Below are 20,450 nucleotides of genomic sequence, written 5' to 3'. Positions count from 1 at the left end.
TTAATTGGTAGTTATTAGAGGTGCCCTAAAGGATAGGTGTTACTTCTACCTATCCTTTAGTTTATTTCTTTGTTTCCTTATAAAATGGCAGTAATTCATCAAAACTTTTTAATAGATCATCAATTAACCGTTCTAATGAGTGGTCAGTCTCAATTGGAATATCCTGTTTAACCAAGACCTTACGAACCTCATCTGATTTGACCTGTTTTAGTAAACTCTTTCGATTTTCTTCTGTTGCATCCATTTTGAAACTTATACCATTTTTTTGTACAAAATAATACATGGCTCCAAAAGGAAGAAGATTCAAAACTTTATTTTGTTTCTCTAAACTGTTTTCAGACCTTCTTCTTTCTACAAAACTAACCTCAACGGAAATTCTGAAATTATCAGATTCCCCATAAAGACGAATAGCCAATGCCGAATCATCCAAACCATCGGAAGGCAATCGGAAGTAACACCAAAAATGTGGACGACATAGCTGAGATTGATTCATCCATTGACTAACACGCTCTGCTTTAAATGGCTTTACCCTGTCTTCAAAAGATTTACTGATTAAACTGAATTCATCCCGGGCCTGTCGAGCTAGGTTCCTTAAATCCATCATATACCGGCGATAATTACCAGCCTATTCAGGCTTAATATATTTTTCTCCTTGATAGGGTAGATATTCCTTTAATTTGTCAAACGACATTTTTCACCTCATAAATCAATTAAGCCATCTCCGTTAAGAATAATTATTCTTCTACCTGAACGTTTTATCAATCTATTATCCTCAAGAAATCTAAATTTTCTAGAAAGAGTTTCAGGGGTAGTTCCTATATATCGCGCGATATCAATCATCTTCATAGGTAAACTGAACTGATAATCATTCGCTACTTTTGACAAATCCAAGAGGTAGTTCGACAAACGTTCCTCAACACGCTCCATAGATAAAATCTGGGCCTGCTTCTCTACTTGAATCATCTTTTGCATACTTAATTCAAATAATTTAAGAGCTATTTGTGGATTCCTAAGCATTACTTGATCAAAAGCTTGTTTGCTCAAGCTACAAATTTCAGTTGTTTCGAGAGCTTCACCAAAAAGTGTCTCATTTTTTATACCAAACAACTGATTTTCACCCTCATAGCTACCCGGTTCAACAACTCGTAAAAGTTGTTCCTTACCATTCGGAGACAGTTGATAGACTTTCATACTTCCACGAGCTACAATATTTAGTTTTTCATCTCCTGGTTTGAAAATAATCTCATTTTTTTTAAATTGTTGGTGTCTCGCCAATTGATTGATTTCAATCTGCTCATCTTCTGACAGATAATTAAATAATGGTACAAGTGTTACGCAAAGATGTTGAACCATGGATAACCTCTTTCTAATTGACGAAACCTACTCTTGAGATAATTCGACAAATTGTTTTAAGAGCTGATAGGTTTTAGTAAATGTCTCACAAACATCATCTGGAATCGCAAAATCTTTTGTAACACCCCTCAGTTCCGAAAATTCATTTGATAGGTCCATATTATTACCCTGAATTTTATGCTGAATTGTTTCATAAAGTTTGCGAACTTCAAAAACTTCTGGATGATTTTTCCCATGAGCTTTTGTGATAGCATTAGTATATAAATCAAGCATCTCATCATTTGCTTCAAAAAATTGTTTTAACATTACAACTTCCCCCCCTATTATTTTTCTGATGCTTTTAGAACATCATAGCCAATTGCTCGTACTGCATTCGTAATTTCTTCAATATTTGTCAGACTTGTATCAAAATTTGCTTTTGCCTTGCTAGCGTTGAAGAGAACCTTAACACTGTCCTTATCAACACCTGCCACACTTTTAATGGCTCCCTCAATTTTTTGCATACATGTAGGACAAGCCAGTGTTTCAAGCTGTAGTATAGCTTTTTTCATCATCTTTACTTCCTTTCCTTATTATATCTTTAGTATAGTACGATATTTAGAATAAAAAATTGATTTCTATCAAGAATCTCTATTTTCTTTTATATTTTAAAAGCCTCATAGCATTCAAAATAACTAGGAGAATGCTACCTTCATGAACAAACATGCCAATAGCCATATTCATCCACGAACTTGAGAGAACGCTGATAAGAAGAACTACTACGACTAGCAATGAAATGAAGATATTTTCAATCATATTACGTCGTGTAGCTTTAGCCAATCCGATCGCATGAGGGATTCTGTGAAAATCCGAATTCATCAAAACAACATTTGAAGTTTCAATGGCAACATCTGTACCGTTTCCCATGGCAATTCCAATATCTGCCAAGACCAATGATGGGCTATCATTAATACCATCTCCGACAAATGCTACAATTTCTCCACTTGCCTGACGTTTTCTCACAAATTCTGCCTTGTCTTCTGGTAGTAGATGACCATAAGCCTCGGTTAAGCCTAACTGATTAGTAACTAAATCAACTGTGCCTTGATTATCTCCAGACAATAGAATGAGATTTTTTACTCCCATATTCTTAAGCGTCTCTAAATCCTCCTTGACTCCTTGTCTAATCTGGTCGCGAATCCCTACAACAAGAGCTATTTGTCCATCAATAGCAGTTAGGACAATTGAATTCCCTTCTGCTTCCATCCCTGCTATGTCGCTCTTCATCTGGTTAGTGAAAGGAATATTATATTGATTCATCAAATAAGAGTTCCCTACGAGAACTTGGTGATTTTGAATACGAGCAACAACTCCCCCACCTTGAACGACCTCTGTTGAGTCAATTACCTCTACTACAGAACCTGAGTAATGGTTCACAATTGCTTTCGCGAGCGGATGATCTGATTCTCTCTCAACACTAGCCAGTAAGCTCTCAGCAAGACTCCTATCACTGCTATAGTAGATTGTCTGTGAAACCTGAGGGTTACCATAAGTTAATGTTCCTGTTTTATCAAATAGCATTGTATCAACTTTACTAAAGTTTGTAATGACATCACTACCCTTAAATAAAATACCATGTCGTGCGCCATTTCCAATCCCTGACACATTTGAAACTGGTACCCCAATAACCAATGCACCAGGACATCCAAGAACCAAAATAGTAACGGCTAACTTAATATTGCGACTAATAAGCCAAACGAGAATAGCAAGCACCAAAACTGCAGGTGTATAGTATTTTGAAAATTGATCAATAAATCTTTCAGCTTTTGATTTGGAGTCTTGTGCTTCTTCGACTAATTCAATAATTTTCCCAAAAGTTGTGTCTTCCCCAATTTTATCAGTACGAAGTTGTATGGTCCCATTTTCGAGAATAGTACCAGCAAAAACTTTATCTCCTAGACCTTTAGAGACTGGAATAGGCTCACCTGTTATACTAGATTCATTTGTGGTACCAGCGCCAAATATAACTTCACCATCAACTGGGATCTTACCACCTGTTTTTACTATAAGAATGTCACCTTCTTCAACTTCTTCAACCGACACCTCTTCAAAGTCACCATTGTGTGCTTTCCGAAATGTAGTCTCTGGCACCAACTCGACAAGATTCTTAATCGCAGAACGTGTCTTGGCTAATGTTCTTTGTTCTAAGTATGCACCAAACAAGAAGAGAAAAGCTACAATAGCTGATTCTACAAACTCATTAATAACAAATGCCCCTAAAATAGCAAGGGTCACCAAAAGATCGATGCTAATGACCTTAACTCTAAGAGCTTGATATGCTTGAACTAAAATTGGAAAACCACCAACTAATGAAGCTGCAAACAATAGATAAGCCGAGCCCTGCTCACTACTCAAAAACCATTTGACTGCAAAAGCAAGTATAATAAGAACACCAGTGATGACTGTCAACCAATTTCGATAACCTGATAACCATTTTTGCATGATTTCTACCTCCCTTATTGTCTCTAGTATAAATGAGTATAAAAATATAAGAATTGATTTATATCAAGTTTTAAAAATACTAGAATGTCTAGATTGTTTCAAATACATCTAACTATGTTCAATTGATTTAATGATATCAATCATAGACTTATATTTTTATAATTCTATTCGGTTACGATAGTATCAGTTCTAAAAATTTTGACTATAAAAAAACCTACTATTCCTGGTAGATTGTTTAAAAACGATCTTCTGTATATTTCCGAATCTTTATTTAAGAATTGCTTTAACACGTTCCTGCAAAGCAGGAATAACCTGATCTAGAAACCAAGGATTTTTGGACTGCCAAATATTATTACGTGGCGAAGGGTGCACAAGGGGGAAAAATTCAGGTAGATATCTATCGAAATTCTTTACAGTATTGGTTAATTTTTCCGTCGATCTCTGTTTTAAGTAATATCGTTGAGCATAGGCACCAATCAAAAGTATTAATTGTTTATTTGGCATGAGATCTAATGTTTTCTTATGCCATTTTTCTGCAAATCCTTTTCTTGGAGGTAAGTCCCCCGTTTTACCTTTTCCAGGAAAATAATAATCCATTGGGACCACTGCAAAATATCCAGAATCATAAAAACATTCTCTATCAATACCTAACCATTCACGAAGCTTATCGCCGCTTAAATCATTGAAAAATATACCTAACTCTTGAGCACGAATCCCCGGTGCTTGTGCTATGATTATAATTTGAGCAGTCTCTGGAGCAGAAAAAAGTGGTTTTATCCCTTTTTCTGTATATGAAATATTATCTTCATCGTACATTATTTCTTTTAAAAGTTTTGAATAGCTCATTCAAATCGTCCTTTCTCTTCATTACTATATTGTAGCATCTTTGTATGAGGGAAAACTTGATGCTTCTCAATTTTGTTAGCAAATTTCAATTTAAATTTTAAAAAATCATTTGACAAGTAAGTGATTATCCACTATAATAAAAAAGTAAGTGATTAATCACTTACTTAGAAAGAGGCTCTTATGGAAAAATTATTAGATTTACAAGCAATCTCTAAAAACTTTGGGCAGCAGCTTGTTCTCGACAAGATCAATTTTGACTTGATAGCTGGTCAAATTATCGGTTTAATCGGCCCATCCGGTGCTGGAAAATCAACCATGATTAAAACCATGCTTGGGATGGAAAAGGCGGATCAGGGAGAGGCGCTTGTGCTAGGGCATCATATGCCCAACCGCTATGTCTTGGGAGAAATTGGTTATATGGCACAATCGGATGCCCTCTATGAGTCACTGACGGGTTTCGAGAATCTGCAATTTTTTGCCCGGATGAAGGGACTGTCTCGCGCTGAGATTCCTGAAGCCATTAAACATGTCTCACAAGTTGTCGAACTAACGGAGCACCTCAATAAGTTCGTTTCAGGCTACTCTGGCGGTATGAAACGTCGATTGTCTTTAGCCATTGCACTTTTAGGGAATCCTAGACTCCTCATTCTTGATGAACCAACTGTTGGTATTGACCCTGCTCTGCGCCGTCAGGTTTGGAAAGAACTGCATCAATTGAAGTCTGAAGGGGTTGGCATATTGATTACCACCCATGTCATGGATGAGGCGGAGCTGACAGATAAGGTTGGACTGTTGCTTGATGGCAAAATGATCGCCTTTAACAGCCCCATTGCCCTTAAGTCATCATATGGTGTCAATACAGTTGAGGAAGTTTTCTTGAAAGCAGAGGGAGAATTAGAATGAAGATTTTGGCCATTTCAAAAAAAGTATTCATGGAACTATTACGTGATAAACGAACCCTGATCCTATTATTTATGGCGCCTGTTTTTATCATGTGGCTCATGAATGCTGCTTTTTCCGCTAATACTGAAACAAATGTCAGCATCGCTGCCGTCGATGTTTCTGATAGTATTGTCAAATCCCTAGATGACGTGGAACATATCAAGGCCAAGGATTATAAAACAGAAAGTAAGGCAAATGAAGCCTTAAAAGATGAAAAAGTCGACGCCGTGCTTATCTTCAAGGACGAAAATATCTACCAGGTAACTTATACCAATACCGATCCTGGCAAAACAAACTTGTCCCGTCAGGTCATAACGAGCACCCTCAAGCAAGCGCAAATTCAGGACCAAATCGAAAATCTCAAGAAGGCACAAGAAGCCAGTGCTCAAGCTGTTAAAAAGGCACAAAGCCAGTCTGGCAATTTACAAGCCGGCGATTCTAATGAAGCAAATATCGACCAAGCCGAAACAGTAGAAATTGAAGGTTCTCAAGCTGATGATATTAACCTCTCTGAACAATATATTTATGGAGATGAGGACACCACTTTCTTTACCAAAATGACTCCTATTCTGATGGGCTTCTTTGTATTCTTCTTTGTTTTTCTAATCTCAGGAATGGCTCTTTTGAAAGAACGTACCACGGGAACACTGGATCGCCTCCTAGCCACACCAGTCAAGCGATCTGATATCGTCTATGGCTACATGCTGGCTTATAGTCTTATTGCAGCACTTCAGACAGTTGTTATTGTCTTATCAACCATCTGGCTCTTAGATTTAGAAGTTCTTGGCAATATAGGAGATGTCATCATTGTCAATATTCTTTTTGCGCTCGTCGCTCTGGCATTTGGTCTCCTGCTGTCCACTTTGGCCAAGTCCGAATTTCAAATGATGCAATTTATCCCGCTCATTATCACTCCGCAACTTTTCATTTCAGGTATCATTCCTTTAGATTCTATGGCAGACTGGGTGCAATCTATTGGGAAAGTTCTTCCACTTTATTATGCTGGGCACGCCTTATCAAAAATTGTTCTGAACGGTACCAGCATTATCCATCTTGGAAATGACCTGCTTGTCCTTTCCTTCTTCCTTGGCATTTTAACAATTTTGAATATCGTTGGACTAAAACGCTACCGCAAGGTATAATAGAGAAGAAAAGAACGAGGTAACGATGGACAACAATACAATTTTACATAGCTATCAGGATTGGCTGAAAGTACAAAAAATGCCTGCTGGAAAAAAGAAGACCCTTTCTGCTGCTGTTGAACTGTTTTCGCGGCAAGGTTACAATGGGACTTCGACTGCCCAAATTGCAGAAAAAGCCAGTATTAGTCAGGCCACCATTTTTAAATATTTCAAAACCAAAGAGGAGCTTTTATCAGAAATTATTGAGCCCCTCATTCCTGAGTTGAAAAAAGAATTTCTGCCAAAATTGAAGACCTATAGCAAGATTGAAGATGCTATTCACTTTATTGTTCAGAATCGCTTTCGTTTCTTAGCTCAAAATGCAGATATAATAAAAATAATACTTCAGGAAATCTTAGTTAATTCAGGACTACGTCAGAGTCTAATGGCTGCTATTCAAGATACTATTATTGATGATTTAAAAATGCAGCTAAGCCGGTTACAAAATGATAACCCCAATATTGTTACTTATCAGGAAGATTGTGAGGTTATCCGAACAGGCTTAGGACTCCTATTTGCATACTTTTTTCAACGATTTGTTCTTGAAATCTCAACACAGTCGGAGGAGAAAGATTTGAAGTGCATTGAAGAACAGCTTATTAAACTGATAACAACAAAAGTTTAATGAGATTATATCTATTATTTTTCAAAAACACCAAAGGATTAAATACTTTGGTGTTTTTCTCATTATGTGACTTTTAGTCCGTCTCGCTCCGTAGGTGCGAGACAAATAAACTACTCGCTATGCGGGTGCGCAATCTGCGGTTATACCAAAAAAACTCCAAACGCGCTACAATAAAGGTGTTCAAGCCTATTGTAAAGCGAAAGGAGAAAAGTATGGCTCAAAAAGCGCATAGTTTATCACACACAAAGTGGGTGTGTTCTACCACATTGTGTTCACTCCTAAGTATAGACGAAAAGTAATCTATAATCAATATCGCAGCAGTTTAGGTGAGATATTTCACCGATTATGTCGCTACAAAGGAGTTGAGTTTATCGAAGGGCATTTGATGCCTGATCATGTTCATATGTTGGTCAGTATTCCGCCTAGAATTAGCATTTCAAGTTTCATGGGGTATTTAAAAGGTAAGAGTGCTCTTATGATGTTTGACAAACACGCCAACCTCAAATATCAATTTGGGAATCGCCATTTCTGGGCAGAAGGCTACTATGTCAGTACAGTTGGGCTTAATGAAGCCACGATAAAGAAATATATACAGGAACAGGAAAAGCAAGATATTTCACTTGATAAATTGAGTGTGAAAGAATATGAAGATCCCTTTAGGGATAATGGTAAGTAATACAATCGCCTCTTTAAGAGGCTAGTGACGAGTCAAGAGCAGCGAGGCTTGAACAAAGTGAAAGCTAGCGTCTTTAGGCGCTGGCTGGTTATCTGGGCTTATAGCCCTGGTTCAAACCACCGTTTGACGGGTGATTATGATTATTATTGGAGTTATATGTACTCAAATACTTTTTCTGCTCTGCTTATGAGCTTATATATTTTATACCTGTTCAGAATTATACTATCATGATTCATCCTTTTATCAGAAACTTAAAATTGGACGAATTCTACTACCAATTCAAGTTTAAAAGATAGTAAAGGGCACCTCTAAAAACTTATGAAAAGAGGTATAATAGATTAAAAATAAGCTAACAAGGTATTGAAGATGAATTTATTTGGAGATAGCGACTATCTTGAAAAATTAAGTTTAAAAGGAGACCCTCTTGAGCGGCTAGAAAAAGCAATGATTCCGTGTAAAAAATGCACGAAATCATTGCTTATTTTTTTAAAAAGCGATATACTAGATATAAGAAACAACGAACTGAATAAAGAATACAAAAAAAAGAGCCACGACCAACTTATTTTCCGCCAAGAAAATAAGTTGCGAGCCTTAATTGATTACCAGCAATCAATTAAAGAAGTCGAGCCCCAAAATTTGGTAAAGTATTTAATTACTTTATTAAGCAGATACTTAAATATCTGTAAACCCATTATATCGGGTTTTTGAGGGGATTTCAAGTCTTTAAGAAGATACCAGGCAATCAATTAAGAAAACGGCCCAAAACGGACACACAACTCGATTTGTTTAGCTACGATACAGGCTGAAAATAAAACCCGCACTATGCCATTACATTTATATTAATAAGCAATTATCTTTAGTTGTTTTTTAGAGGAGGGAAGAAATGAAGAAGAAAAAATCGGTCTGGTTTATGATGGCTGCTATTTTGATGGGCTTTATCCCTCAAATCTTGATTGCTTGTTCAAGTATCGCACATGCGATAGAAATCCAGCCGGATAAAATTGTAGATCAAGCGGGTTTAAAAGTCATTTCCTCTGTTTCATCAGATGGAAATTCTTTAAACTGGGAACTTCAATATGAAAAAAATGTAGCAAGTGATGGCAATGATCAAGCACTGAAATTTAAAGTGACGGCTGATGGAGAAGCAATAGCTTTTAATGAAAATGCCAGTTTTGCTGCTAATGATGACCAATGGTTTGCGGAAAAAGATTTTTCAAAACAATCGCAGGGTTCTCTTTCATTCACAACGGTGCTAAATGTCTCCAAGGTAGCTCTTGAAATTCAAGCCGATGCAACGAAAACGGATGGAACACAAGCTGTCACTATTAACAAGAATATTTTGACTAGTGCAGTAGAAGGTCCGCATGCGTTGAAATTACCAGCAGTGGCTACAGAAGAAACGACAGAAGTAAGTACTACTTCTCCGCCAACAGCGGAAGAAATCACCAGTAGCCAAGAGACCGAAACGACTGCACAAACGGAAGAAGCCAGTGAAGCAACGTCGTCTGAGATAAATTCCTCTCGGGTAGTAGTGGGCTCTAGCAACCTTAAATATCTTAGTGGAATAAGTGCATTTTCTTCCATTAATTACAGCAATATTGCGCCAGAATATACGAAAGATGCTACAAAAGGAACTTTTCCGACTAATAGCTGGCAACCAGCTGGGCAAACAAATGTGATCAACCACCAAGGTAACAAGGAACGCAACTTTGCCACTTGGGATGGTGTAACTAGCTGGAATGGCGATCCATCAGACACAACACATTCTTATATCCAGTATGGTGAAAAACAAACAGATTTTGCCATTCGGAAGTATGCCAAAGAAACGAGTGAACCAGGGCTTTACGATGTATATTTGAATGTAAAAGGTAATACGCAACAAGATATAAAACCAGTTGATATTGTTTTGGTAGTGGATATGTCAGGAAGTATGGAATCGAGTCAAAGTAACGGCTGGAATGATCGTGCTGGTGCAGCCAGAAATGGTGTGAAAAATTTCTTGCAAACCATTAAAGACGCAGGCATTGGGGATTACGTCAAGGTTGGTTTAGTCGGATTTTCTAGTCCAGGATATGTAACAGGGGCTAACGGTTATCTTACTGTACCGATAGGTAAAGTTTCGGATACTAGTCATATAAATGCAATCAATGATACTTTAAAACCAAAATTTACAGGAGGCACTTACACTCAAATCGGGATCGAGCAAGGTCAGCAGATGCTTGCGGGAATCTCCAATGAAAACAAAATGATGATCGTATTGACCGATGGGGTTCCTACTTTTTCTAAGAAGGTAACCGCTGCGCAAACGATTGATGGGACTACCTATGCTACTGAATTTGGTAATAGATTGGATGAACCAGGCAATACCTCTAAACTCGATAGTAGTTATGCGGTTGGTTCTAGGGGAAATAGAACAAATATTGATAGTACTTGGCCGGCCACATTAGGAGCAGCTAAAATCGCCAAAGATGCGGGCTTAACTATCCACACGCTGGGAATTCAGCTGAGTAAGGATGGAGATTTTTTAACTGAACAACAAGTTCGCGATAGAGCAAGTCTTATCGCTACACAGGGTAAATACAAAGATGCTGAAACAACAGACGATGTTTCTGATTATTTGAATGAACAAGCTAAAAATGTAGTGAAATCTTTCAACACCATAGTCAATGGTTCGATCAATGATTCTTTGGGTGATCAGTTCTCTTATGAAGGCACTCCAACTGTGAAGAGCATCAGTACAGGGAATAGTGCTGTAACGGATTTACCGACCGTAAACCAGTCGAATGGTAAAGTGACCACTACTGAGTTGAACCTAGGCAAAGATCAAGAAATTCAGATCCATTATCAAGTGCGTATCAATACAGAAGATAAAGATTTCACGCCGGAAAAATGGTATCCGATGAATGGTCAAACAACTTTGACACCAAACGGAGACAATCCGGATAATAAAGTAGACTTTGGCGTTCCTTCCGCAAAGGCACCGGGGGTGAAACTTGATCTGAAAAAGATTTGGGAAGAATACGATAAGGATACGAGTAAACGTCCCGATTCTCTTGATTTCACCTTGAACCGAAAAGATACCACAGAGAGCAATTCTTGGAAGCAAGGTTTTATTCGTCTTTCTAAAAGCGATGTTGCTACAGATACTAATGTCTGGGAAAAGACCAATATTGAAAAAGTAGCCGAAACACAAGGAGCTACTGAATCGCTTTGGTTGCCACAATTCAACAACAAAGGGAAAGATTTTGCTTATAGCTTTGAAGAAGCAACGGTCAATGGCTATGAATCTTCAAGTAATGCTGCTACAACCATTTGGACCAATAAAAAAATCTACACACCATTTGCTTTAGAGATCACTAAAATTTCTGATCAAGGAAAGACACCTCTTAAAGGAGCAGTCTTTAAACTAAGTGGAGGTAGTTTGCCAAATGCAGGCGTTGAACTTAAGGACAACGGGGATGGAACCTATACGTTGTCTGATGATAAGTACAAGCTGCAATTAAATACTGAGTATACATTGACAGAAGTTACACCACCAGCTGGACATACGGCTACTACAACTAGTTGGAAAGTCAACGTTAGTGCAGAAGGTAAAGTAACCATCAACGATGCTGTAACGGGTATTGAAATCAAAGACAACACTATCAAGTACACCATTGAAAATGAGTTTACCAAACGTCCTTTATTGGTTGAAAAATATAATAAAGATAGTGGTAAAACATTAGACGGTGCGAAGTTCACGTTGAAGCAATATGACGATAAGTGGACGAATGATGGTAAAGTTGTCGGTGATGATTTGATCGGAAATGATGCCAAATCTTTTGCTAGCCTGGCACCAGGCTATTACAGCTTGGAAGAAACGAAGGTACCGACAGGCTATAAGAAAGACGATACAGTCTTTAAGTTCCAAATCGATAGCGCTGGGAAACTACTGGATGCAAATGGCAAAGAAATCACCGCTAACTCAAAACCAACGACAGATGGTTTCTATTTAACGAGTGATAATAAGATTGTTTTAATCAAATACAATGAACTGCGTGATTTTGACTTTTCAATTCTTAAAAAGAACTCGCAAAGCAACAAACCATTAGCAGATACTGAATTCAGCTTAGCCACAAAAGAGGATTCCAATACGATTTTGGCTACTCTGAAGACCAATGATGAAGGAACGGGTCAGTTTTTAGATGCTTCGGGTAATCATTACGGTGTTCGTCCAGGAACTTACGTTATCAAAGAAACGAAAGCACCAGAAGGGTTTGTCCTTTTAGAAGGGACTTTCGAGGTCACTATAAATGCGGACGGAACTGTCGGCGACGTGACTTATGATGGTAAGGATCTTGATAAAGATGCTATCAAAGTAAATCTAAAAGATGAGGACAATAACGTCATCGAATTGACGGTTGCTAATACACCCAAAGGACAACTGCCAGCAACCGGCGGATCAGGTATACAGACTTTCATCATAGTAGCCTTAGCTCTTGTCACAGCAGCAGGTGCTCTTACGATCTGCTACTTCTACCGTAATCGAAAGGAGTTGAACTAATATGAAGAATAAATCATTGTTCATCAAAATCACCATACTTCTTTCAACTTTGCTGGTAGGGATCTTTACGGGGCAACAAGCCTTTGCGGATGACAGGACGATCGATATTGTGATCCACAAACAATTGTGGGACCAAGCACCTGATGCAGCTATTCAAAATACGGGAGCGGCCGATCAAGATATCAAAGATCCAATCGAAGGGGTCGGCTTTACGATTTATGACATTACAGAGGATTATTATAAATTGGTCAAAGGCTCTGACGAAACAACAACTATTCAAATGATTCAAGAAAATGTTGCTGATTATCAAAAAATTATCAGAGGACAAGGCCTGACTGATGAAAAAGGCACAATCAAATTTTCCCAACTACCTAAAAGCAGTGGCGGTAAAAATGCGGTTTACCTGATTGTTGAAACGGCATTGCCTGATCCTGAAAAGGTAGAAGTCGAAAAAGCGGCCGAACCCTTAGTAGTGGCTTTACCAGTGTATGAAATGAGCACAGACGGTAAAACCTATACGGACAAAGAATTAGCTACCGTTCACCTTTATCCTAAAAATGTGGGAACAATCGTTGAAAAGCCAGTGACACCAACTAAACATAAAAAACCAAGTAAACCGAAGAAACGCTTGCCACAAACAGGTGAAGCAAAATCCTTCTTAGGTATATTGGGGATTCTTTTGATCGGTACGGCGATCATTTTATGGCGGAAACATTCCTTACGAAACAAATAATCAAAGGTATAAAAGACTAAGGTCTATTGGAATATTGTACAAAAATCAAGGAGGAATTAGAAAATGAAGAAATTGTGGAAAACACTTTTTGCAGCACTACTTGTGTTGCCTTTGTTCACCGGCGTGCTCAGTGCGAAAGCAGTAACTGCTGCTAAAGCAACAACGACAAATGTAACGATCAACAAACGAATCTGGAAAGATGGCGAAGCTCCAGCACAAGGTTCCATACAAAATACTGGGGAAGAAATGGACTTTGGTGGAGATCCACTTGAAGGAGCCGGCTTTACAGCCTATGATGTAACAGATGCTTATCTTGCTCTGATTGCAGATGGTAAGTCACAAGCAGAAGCAACAAAAGAAATTGCTGATAATGCGTCAGATTACACAACTGTAGCAAAAGCAGAACAAAAAACGGATGCCAATGGTCAAACAACTTTTGAAGGACTTGCTTTAAAAGACGGCGACAAAGATAAAGTCTATATGTTTGTTGAAACAAGCACGCCAGGCAATGTTTCCGTAACGACAAAAGCCGCTCCAATCGTTTTAGCAATGCCAATCTATACGTTTAAAGATGGCAAATATTCAGATACAATCAATACCAACGTTCAAGTCTATCCAAAGAACGAAACCAAGACTGATAAAAAAGAAGTTGCCAATTTAGATAAGTTCACTGAAGTTAAGGATGCTGATGGAAATGTTTTATATCATAACCTTACAACTGGCGATGAAATCGAATATAAATTAACTTTAAATATTCCTGCGGACATTCTGGAAGATGGCGTCACTTACTCTGTAACTGATACGCCAACTGCTGGACTTGCTTATGTAAAAGATTCTTTTGCAGCAACTAGTTTAGTAGCTGGAACTGACTATGAATTAGCTGAAGATTCTGCAACTGGCGGATTTACTGTTACTTTGAAACAAAGTGAAAATGTAGGAAAATTAGCTGGTAGTCAATTGATTGCTACTTACAAAATGAAATTAACTGCTGAAGTAAATCCTGACGATTTAGTAAACAATAGTGCCCAAGTAACAATTGGTAACAACCCTCAAGATAAAATTACACCTCCAACACAATTTGGTACAGGTGGTTATAAATTCGTCAAAAAAGATTCACAATCTGGTGCAACCTTATCTGGTGCGGAATTTGTCGTAAAACAAGACTCTAACTTTGCAATATTTGAAGATGCTAAAAACACTAAAGGTGAATATATCTTTAAAGAATGGACGACTGATGAAGCAAAAGCAACGAAAATCGTTTCTGACGACAAAGGTGAGTTGAAAGTAATTGGTTTGAAAAATGGTGAATATCAATTAGAAGAAAAAGCGACTTCAAGTGATAAATATGTGTTACTTGATGAAGATGTCGATTTCACTGTTGAACACGGTCAATATGGCAGTCAAGAACTAAAGTCTGTTCTTAACACGCCTAAAGGTCTGCTTCCATCAACAGGTGGTAACGGGATCTATGCCTTCTTACTTATCGGTGCTGCTCTTATGATCGGTGCTTACGCTTGGTTCAAGAAATCTAAAACACAAGCTGAAGTCTAAGATATAGTTTTAAAATAGCAAAAGGCAGCTTCATTTCTTGAAGTTGCCTTTTCTTTCTTTTAAAATAGGGAGAAGGAGGTGCAAGCATGGATCAGCGCCAAAAAAATGAACGGATCAATTTGATTTTAAAACTGCTAATGGCGATTTTATTTACGACCGGTGCCATTATTTTCAGCTATCCCTTTTTGGCCAATGCGGTGAATTCCTATTATGACCAAAAGATGATGGAAAAAAACTTGGCTGAGATGGCCGCAATAAATACCAAAGAACAAGCAAAAAGGCACCAAGAAATGGCCGAAAAAAATAAAGAGCTAGCTGAAAGTAAGAACATGACCAATATTCCTGGCATGGGACTGGTAGAAGACCCGTTTGAAAATGCGGTCGATGATGCCAAAGATCCGGGTAAAGCCTATTATGAAGAGCATACCGTGGGTGCTATCTATATTCCAAAAATTTCGGTCAGCTTACCTTTATTTGATGAAACCAATGCTGCTCTTTTGGAAAAAGGCGCGACGATTTTACAAGGAACGTCTTATCCGATCGGTGGGAATAGTACCCATTCGGTGATCTCAGGCCACAGTGGCTTGACGGAACGTAAACTTTTTACAGATTTAGAAAAGTTGGTGATTGGCGATGATTTTTATTTGACCATTGCTGGGGAAAAATTGGCTTATGCGGTCGATGACATCCAGATCGTTTTACCGTCGGATATCGACAAAGTGGTCATCCAACCGGGGCGGGACTTGGTGACCTTATTGACTTGTACACCTTATGGCATCAATACCCATCGTTTATTAGTCACTGGACACCGTGTGCCTTATGTGGAGGAAATGGCGGAGGAAGTGACCAGTACCAAAAAAGCGGTCGAACGGCGTTTTCGCTTTTATTTACTACTGATCCCGCTTTTCTTTGCCATGATTTTCTATTGGATGTATCGCAAGTTCGTCTATTATCAAAGTGGCAAACACAGTTATGACTTTTGTTTTTACTTATTGGAAAATGGTCAACCCAAAGCAGGCGTGACTTTTACCTTAGTCCGTAAAAAACGCTGGGCAACAGATGTCACTAGCCAACCAGTTGCTGTAAGCCAGGTGGATGGATGGGTGTCTTTCCCTGAGATCAGAGGGGGTCGTTATTATGCCAAGGCGATCGATGGGTCGACAAAACCAGTTAAGGGCAAGGTCCGCCGTTTAAAAGATCGGCAGTTTGTTTTAAGCCGCGTCACGAAGAAAAAGCACGGTAAGAAAGTTACTTATTATCTGGAGAATGGAGCGAAAAAATGAAGAAAAATCGGCAAGTGATCTCGCAAATTGCGATCATCCTCATTTTTATGGTCGGCATCTTGACCATGCTCTATCCCTTTTATGTCGATGCGTTGAATAATGTGATCGATCAAGTGCGCGTCGATCGCTATTTGAAGGAAAGCCAGAAAGAATTTGAAGCCGAACGCAAGCGACTGGCGGAAGAAAATAGTAAATTGATCGAAAGTGGGTTAGCTCCGGGTGCTGATCCGTTTGCGAATCCGAATGGCGGTACGGTTTCAGCTGCTTATTACAAAAAGCATTTGATTGGGACCCTCAATCTTCCTGATTTGGCCATTGAGTTACCGCTGTTTGATACGACCAATGATGATTTATTGGAACAAGGTGCGACGGTCCTAGATGGCACGTCCTTTCCTGTTGGTGGCGCAAGTACCCATGCGGTGATCTCGGCTCATCGTGGCTTGCCAGAACGGGAACTCTTCACCAATCTGCCGGAGCTTAAAAACGGTGATATTTTTCTGCTAAATGTCTTAGGGGAAACCTTGGCTTATGAAGTGTTTGACAGCCAAGTCGTGACGCCAGATCAGACTTCGGTTTTAAAGATCGAACCAGGCCAAGACTTGGTGACGCTCATGACCTGTACCCCTTATATGATCAATAGTCACCGTTTGTTAGTCACAGGAAAACGCGTGCCATATACACCGGCTGCTGAGAAAAAACAAGTCAAAGGCGATCGTTTTCGTAAGTTGAAACAAATCGCTATCTTGGCGGTGACGGCCCTGTTGATCTTAGCCGCTATTTATCAATTGTATCATGTGATCGCCCGTTACCGACTGCGGAAAGTGCGTTTTGATTTCACAGTTTGCTTAGAAGGCGTGGCAGAACATACGCCAATCGCACTCTATGATAAAAAAGGGAAAAAAGCCCTGCGGCGTAATGGAAAAGCCTATCAAGAACTAACAGATCAAACCGGACAAGTCACTTTTACCGATCTACCAGGGGATTGCTATCGTTTGAAATTGGGCAAGAGTTGGTTGGTGCAGTTTGGTTTGAAGAAAAAAAAGAGGCCATCCAAGATTTGGAAGATAAATAAGAAAAAAGTTATGTTAAAAGAAGAAAGAATGCTAGAAGTCAAATAAAAATGCTCATGTTATCAAATGATTTAAATCCATAAGATACACGTTTCATTGTTTAATATGGGTATTCTTAGCTTCAATTTTGTCATTGGTATGGGGATAAATCAATGCACTTCGTATACCTTCGTTATATTTGAGTAAATTTTGTAGTTTTTTCTAAATTCTTCGTCTAAACTTTCTGTAAGAAGTGGGAATTTAAGTGCACGGAAACTACACCAAGTTTTTTTATATTTCGTCTGTTTTTAGTTAAGAAACGCCAATTTACTTTCAGTTTCTGTACTTCATTTTTGAGCCCTTTTAATTGCAGCTTTTTCATCATTCTTACACGAAAGGCTTGAAACGGATGTTCCAGTGACCTCGTTTAGAGCGTACATTTATTCAAGAAAGTTTAAATAAGATATCAAAATGGCCGAAAACAGACACACAACTCGATTTATTTTTTAGGGTGAAGGAGAGAGTAGCACGAAAACTTTTAGTTGGCTTAGACTGAACGAAGTTACGGAAAGGCTACTAAAACGTCGAGGGCAGTGAGAGCGAAGTGAACACTTGATCTTTTGAATTTTTAATAGAATCTTAGACTATTATCCTAGTGAACTTTTTTCTAATACTTGACTTTCTTTGTATGATTAGAAATCCATATTTACCTTTAACGGAAAGAACTTTTTTATATTATTTTAGTTTTAACTACACCCGTTCATGGATATGCTATTATTCAAGAAATTGATAAGTTAAGTGATGGATCAGTTAAGGTAGCAGCAGGAACTATGTATGGAGCGATTGAAAATTTACTTAAGCTTAATTTGATAGAAGAAATTCCAAGTAGACCTCATCGTCGCAAAGAGGTCTTTGTTTTTCGTTCTTGTTTTTTGTTTGATTAACTAGAAGATATTAAAAGACTGCGTTTTGATTTATTTTTTTAGGGTAAAGGAGAGAGTAGCCCGAGAATTTTTAGTTAGCTTGGACTGAACGAAGTGAGGGAAAGGCTACTAAAACGTCGATGGGCAGTGGGAGCGAAGCACACACTTACCTTTTGAACTTTTATTTTATATAGGACATTAAAGTATATCCTGTTGTCTCATTTTATTTTCCATAATGTAATAGGTTTATAGAAAGACAATAGACTTATGCAACAGAAAAAGGAGAACTACGAAGAAAGAAATAAAAGATATTCGCTATAATATCAGAATGGTCCTACAAATTTTTTTTAAAAGCAGATCTTAAGGAAGCCTGTAATACACTTTTTAAATACAAAATAAAGTCCATCAGTTTTTTTCTTGCTGATAGACTTTATTCTTTATTCAACTAAGCAATGGTGTGAACTTTTAGTATTAGTTAGCTCAATTCACGTATTTTTAAGGTAAAATTCACACCATTCAGTTGAAACTAATTGAAATCAATTGAAATTACTAAAATTGAAAATTCAGGAGAACCATGATTTTCAAGCTCTTTGAAATTTATATAAGTGAGTGTTTTTGAAAGCAGGTCTTAAAAAAGCCCGTAAAGCTTCACAATTTAGTAAACGTTAATATTTATCGATATTTACAATTTGGACATCTCGCAATTTTGCGGGGTGTTTTTTTGAAAAATTATACCAGTATTTTTTAGGATGACTTTAGATAAGTATTGGGTCTGTCTGTCTTTTGACTACATCAGGCGCTATACAATAGAAATGAGACCGTATGACCTATCGTACATTTTTAGAATTGGTTGAAATTAGAACAAAGTTAGCCAGTTTATTCCCCTTTATCATGGGTGTTTTATTTGCGATGACTTATTTTGGTGAGGTGCATTGGTTGAATACCTTTATCTTTTTCATCGGGATGACGATTTTTGATATGGTAACAACGATGATTAACAATTATATGGACTTTAGAAAAGCTAAATCTAAAACCTATCAAATGGAAGAAAATATCATCGGACAGTTAAACATCTCACTCAAGCTTGTGCGTCATCTCATTTTTATCATGCTCTTGATGACGATGGGAGTTGGCATCTATTTAACAAGTCAAAATGGCTGGGTATTCATGTTGATAGGTGGGATTTGCTGTTTGATTGGCGTTTTCTATACCTGGGGGGTCATCCCCCTCTCAAGGATGCCTTTAGGTGAGATATTTAGTGGCTTGTCAATGGGACTCGGTATTTTTAGCTTAACGATTTTGACCAATGCTACGCATCACCCACCTATCTACCTACAGCTTGATTTTAGCAGAGGGCTATTTCAGCTTGAGGGCAACATTTACGCGCTTGCAGCGATCGTTTTAGCGTCATTGCCCCTGATCAGCTCAATTTCTAATATCATGCTAGCTAACAATTTAAGAGATTTAACGATGGATATCGAAAATCACCGTTATACCCTAATCTACTATATCGGACGTCCAACGGGTGTCAGCCTCTTTAAATTTCTTGCTTTGCTTGGTTATGGGACCATTATCATTGGCTTACTGGCAGGTGTCTATCATTGGCCGATTTTAGTAACCTTTGCTTCGCTTCCGATTATTTTGAAAAATACGCAAGCATTTGAACAGACATTGCCTCATCCCAAATGTTTTCAATATGCGATTAAAAATTTAGTGATTTTCAATACGCTGTATGCGCTGGGATTAGCCCTTAGTCTTATTATTAAAGGTGTGAATTTCTAGTATTCGTGCGCTCAAGTCAGTTTTTGCTAAAAAAAGTTGACATCTTTAACTTGCTTTGGTTTAATAAATAGGAAAATTGTATCTTGTGGTGAGAATGACAAGGTAAATAGAATATGGGGTAACGATGTTTACATCTCGAAAAAAAATGACTGCTGTTGAACTAGAATTTCTGAATATGCTGTATGATTACTGTCTTAATCCTCATTTAACAGAACGTGAAAGAAAGATAGGGCTTATGGCTAAACAGGATTTGGAAAAAGGAAGATATTCTGTAGCTGTCCTTAACCAAGTTGTTTCAAGCATGCAGCAAGAGGCGATAATGCATCATTTAACAGCTGATGCGACTATTTTTTATAAAAAATTAAATCCAATCATGGATAAACTAGTCCCTATTGGGACAAATCGAGGTTCTATGATGCTTAATCGTAGTTATTTAGACTAAAACTTTAAATGAAAAGACTGCTAATTGATAAATTGGCAGT

General features: G+C 38.0%; 17 protein-coding genes and 3 pseudogenes. 13 read left to right on the top strand and 7 right to left on the bottom strand.

The genetic code is table 11. The features are described from left to right. Positions 1–61: 61 nt before the first annotated feature. From RR45_RS08970 to RR45_RS08945, 6 genes are all read right to left on the bottom strand, one after another. A complete protein-coding gene (locus tag RR45_RS08970) occupies positions 62–604 on the bottom strand; it encodes a hypothetical protein (protein ID WP_072353621.1) in 543 nt (180 codons plus the stop codon). A gap of 95 nt (positions 605–699) precedes the next feature. Further along, complete coding sequence (locus RR45_RS08965; protein WP_031367080.1) at positions 700–1,353, bottom strand: Crp/Fnr family transcriptional regulator; 654 nt, start codon at positions 1,351–1,353, stop codon at positions 700–702. Between the two features lie 27 nt (positions 1,354–1,380). Then, on the bottom strand, positions 1,381–1,659 hold the full coding sequence (locus RR45_RS08960; protein WP_031367081.1) for a hypothetical protein: 279 nt from the start codon (positions 1,657–1,659) through the stop codon (positions 1,381–1,383). 17 nt (positions 1,660–1,676) lie between these two features. Then, positions 1,677–1,904, bottom strand: coding sequence for a heavy-metal-associated domain-containing protein (locus RR45_RS08955; RefSeq protein ID WP_031367082.1), 228 nt, complete (start codon positions 1,902–1,904; stop codon positions 1,677–1,679). A gap of 79 nt (positions 1,905–1,983) precedes the next feature. Next, complete coding sequence (locus RR45_RS08950) at positions 1,984–3,834, bottom strand: heavy metal translocating P-type ATPase (RefSeq protein WP_031367083.1); 1,851 nt, start codon at positions 3,832–3,834, stop codon at positions 1,984–1,986. Between the two features lie 267 nt (positions 3,835–4,101). After that, positions 4,102–4,680, bottom strand: a complete 579-nt coding sequence (locus RR45_RS08945) for a uracil-DNA glycosylase family protein (protein WP_031367084.1) — start codon at positions 4,678–4,680, stop codon at positions 4,102–4,104. A 180-nt stretch (positions 4,681–4,860) separates the two neighbouring features. On the opposite strand from RR45_RS08945, the gene RR45_RS08940 reads away from it, so the two are divergent. The 10 genes and pseudogenes from RR45_RS08940 to RR45_RS08895 all read left to right on the top strand — a co-directional run bounded on the left by RR45_RS08940 (position 4,861) and on the right by RR45_RS08895 (position 17,332). Next, the gene (locus RR45_RS08940; RefSeq protein ID WP_031367085.1) at positions 4,861–5,583 is read left to right on the top strand and encodes an ABC transporter ATP-binding protein; all 723 of its coding nucleotides are present in this window, start codon (positions 4,861–4,863) and stop codon (positions 5,581–5,583) included. Continuing rightward, entirely contained in the window at positions 5,580–6,764 is a 1,185-nt protein-coding gene (locus RR45_RS08935) for an ABC transporter permease (protein ID WP_031367086.1), read from the top strand. Before RR45_RS08940 ends, RR45_RS08935 begins: the two co-directional genes overlap by 4 nt. A gap of 25 nt (positions 6,765–6,789) precedes the next feature. Next, on the top strand, positions 6,790–7,428 hold the full coding sequence (locus RR45_RS08930) for a TetR/AcrR family transcriptional regulator (protein WP_031367087.1): 639 nt from the start codon (positions 6,790–6,792) through the stop codon (positions 7,426–7,428). Between the two features lie 212 nt (positions 7,429–7,640). Further along, positions 7,641–8,104, top strand: a pseudogene (gene tnpA, locus RR45_RS08925) (IS200/IS605 family transposase). Between the two features lie 366 nt (positions 8,105–8,470). Beyond that, positions 8,471–8,812, top strand: coding sequence for a hypothetical protein (locus RR45_RS08920; RefSeq protein ID WP_031367089.1), 342 nt, complete (start codon positions 8,471–8,473; stop codon positions 8,810–8,812). Positions 8,813–8,987: 175 nt separating this feature from the next. Further along, a complete protein-coding gene (locus RR45_RS08915) occupies positions 8,988–12,647 on the top strand; it encodes a SpaA isopeptide-forming pilin-related protein (RefSeq protein WP_031367090.1) in 3,660 nt (1,219 codons plus the stop codon). Between the two features lies 1 nt (position 12,648). Further along, positions 12,649–13,380, top strand: a complete 732-nt coding sequence (locus RR45_RS08910; protein ID WP_031367091.1) for a pilin N-terminal domain-containing protein — start codon at positions 12,649–12,651, stop codon at positions 13,378–13,380. A 63-nt stretch (positions 13,381–13,443) separates the two neighbouring features. Then, complete coding sequence (locus RR45_RS08905; RefSeq protein ID WP_031367092.1) at positions 13,444–14,931, top strand: SpaH/EbpB family LPXTG-anchored major pilin; 1,488 nt, start codon at positions 13,444–13,446, stop codon at positions 14,929–14,931. A gap of 86 nt (positions 14,932–15,017) precedes the next feature. Then, positions 15,018–16,214: a class C sortase gene (locus RR45_RS08900; RefSeq protein WP_031367093.1), complete on the top strand. Its 1,197-nt coding sequence runs from the start codon at positions 15,018–15,020 to the stop codon at positions 16,212–16,214. Then, positions 16,211–17,332, top strand: coding sequence for a class C sortase (locus tag RR45_RS08895; protein WP_031367094.1), 1,122 nt, complete (start codon positions 16,211–16,213; stop codon positions 17,330–17,332). Before RR45_RS08900 ends, RR45_RS08895 begins: the two co-directional genes overlap by 4 nt. Here RR45_RS08895 and RR45_RS11435 read toward each other — a convergent pair. Then, a pseudogene (locus RR45_RS11435) lies at positions 17,325–17,681 on the bottom strand (transposase); the annotation flags it as partial. The gene RR45_RS08895 and the pseudogene RR45_RS11435 overlap by 8 nt on opposite strands. A 270-nt stretch (positions 17,682–17,951) precedes the next feature. Here RR45_RS11435 and RR45_RS08890 point away from each other — a divergent pair. The 3 genes and pseudogenes from RR45_RS08890 to RR45_RS08880 all read left to right on the top strand — a co-directional run. Continuing rightward, positions 17,952–18,168: pseudogene (locus RR45_RS08890) on the top strand (PadR family transcriptional regulator); the annotation flags it as partial. Between the two features lie 840 nt (positions 18,169–19,008). Then, a complete protein-coding gene (gene menA / locus RR45_RS08885) occupies positions 19,009–19,968 on the top strand; it encodes a 1,4-dihydroxy-2-naphthoate polyprenyltransferase (protein WP_031367095.1) in 960 nt (319 codons plus the stop codon). A gap of 124 nt (positions 19,969–20,092) precedes the next feature. Then, a complete protein-coding gene (locus RR45_RS08880; RefSeq protein ID WP_072353622.1) occupies positions 20,093–20,410 on the top strand; it encodes a bacteriocin immunity family protein in 318 nt (105 codons plus the stop codon). Positions 20,411–20,450: the final 40 nt, after the last annotated feature.

The sequence above is a fragment of the Pseudolactococcus chungangensis CAU 28 = DSM 22330 genome, from assembly GCF_002441885.1.
In the GTDB taxonomy this organism is placed as follows: Bacteria; Bacillota; Bacilli; order Lactobacillales; family Streptococcaceae; genus Pseudolactococcus; species Pseudolactococcus chungangensis.
The sequence above is the reverse complement of the archived record's forward strand: the minus strand, read 5'-3'. Positions and strand labels throughout refer to the sequence as shown.

Excerpts from the sequence above, each read along its gene's own strand:
- RR45_RS08970 (WP_072353621.1), bottom strand. The coding sequence starts at position 604 with ATGATGGATTTAAGGAACCTAGCTCGACAGGCCCGGGATGAATTCAGT.
- RR45_RS08965 (WP_031367080.1), bottom strand. The coding sequence starts at position 1,353 with ATGGTTCAACATCTTTGCGTAACACTTGTACCATTATTTAATTATCTG.
- RR45_RS08960 (WP_031367081.1), bottom strand. The coding sequence starts at position 1,659 with ATGTTAAAACAATTTTTTGAAGCAAATGATGAGATGCTTGATTTATAT.
- RR45_RS08955 (WP_031367082.1), bottom strand. The coding sequence starts at position 1,904 with ATGAAAAAAGCTATACTACAGCTTGAAACACTGGCTTGTCCTACATGT.
- RR45_RS08950 (WP_031367083.1), bottom strand. The coding sequence starts at position 3,834 with ATGCAAAAATGGTTATCAGGTTATCGAAATTGGTTGACAGTCATCACT.
- RR45_RS08945 (WP_031367084.1), bottom strand. The coding sequence starts at position 4,680 with ATGAGCTATTCAAAACTTTTAAAAGAAATAATGTACGATGAAGATAAT.
- RR45_RS08940 (WP_031367085.1), top strand. The coding sequence starts at position 4,861 with ATGGAAAAATTATTAGATTTACAAGCAATCTCTAAAAACTTTGGGCAG.
- RR45_RS08935 (WP_031367086.1), top strand. The coding sequence starts at position 5,580 with ATGAAGATTTTGGCCATTTCAAAAAAAGTATTCATGGAACTATTACGT.
- RR45_RS08930 (WP_031367087.1), top strand. The coding sequence starts at position 6,790 with ATGGACAACAATACAATTTTACATAGCTATCAGGATTGGCTGAAAGTA.
- RR45_RS08920 (WP_031367089.1), top strand. The coding sequence starts at position 8,471 with ATGAATTTATTTGGAGATAGCGACTATCTTGAAAAATTAAGTTTAAAA.
- RR45_RS08915 (WP_031367090.1), top strand. The coding sequence starts at position 8,988 with ATGAAGAAGAAAAAATCGGTCTGGTTTATGATGGCTGCTATTTTGATG.
- RR45_RS08910 (WP_031367091.1), top strand. The coding sequence starts at position 12,649 with ATGAAGAATAAATCATTGTTCATCAAAATCACCATACTTCTTTCAACT.
- RR45_RS08905 (WP_031367092.1), top strand. The coding sequence starts at position 13,444 with ATGAAGAAATTGTGGAAAACACTTTTTGCAGCACTACTTGTGTTGCCT.
- RR45_RS08900 (WP_031367093.1), top strand. The coding sequence starts at position 15,018 with ATGGATCAGCGCCAAAAAAATGAACGGATCAATTTGATTTTAAAACTG.
- RR45_RS08895 (WP_031367094.1), top strand. The coding sequence starts at position 16,211 with ATGAAGAAAAATCGGCAAGTGATCTCGCAAATTGCGATCATCCTCATT.
- menA (WP_031367095.1), top strand. The coding sequence starts at position 19,009 with ATGACCTATCGTACATTTTTAGAATTGGTTGAAATTAGAACAAAGTTA.
- RR45_RS08880 (WP_072353622.1), top strand. The coding sequence starts at position 20,093 with ATGTTTACATCTCGAAAAAAAATGACTGCTGTTGAACTAGAATTTCTG.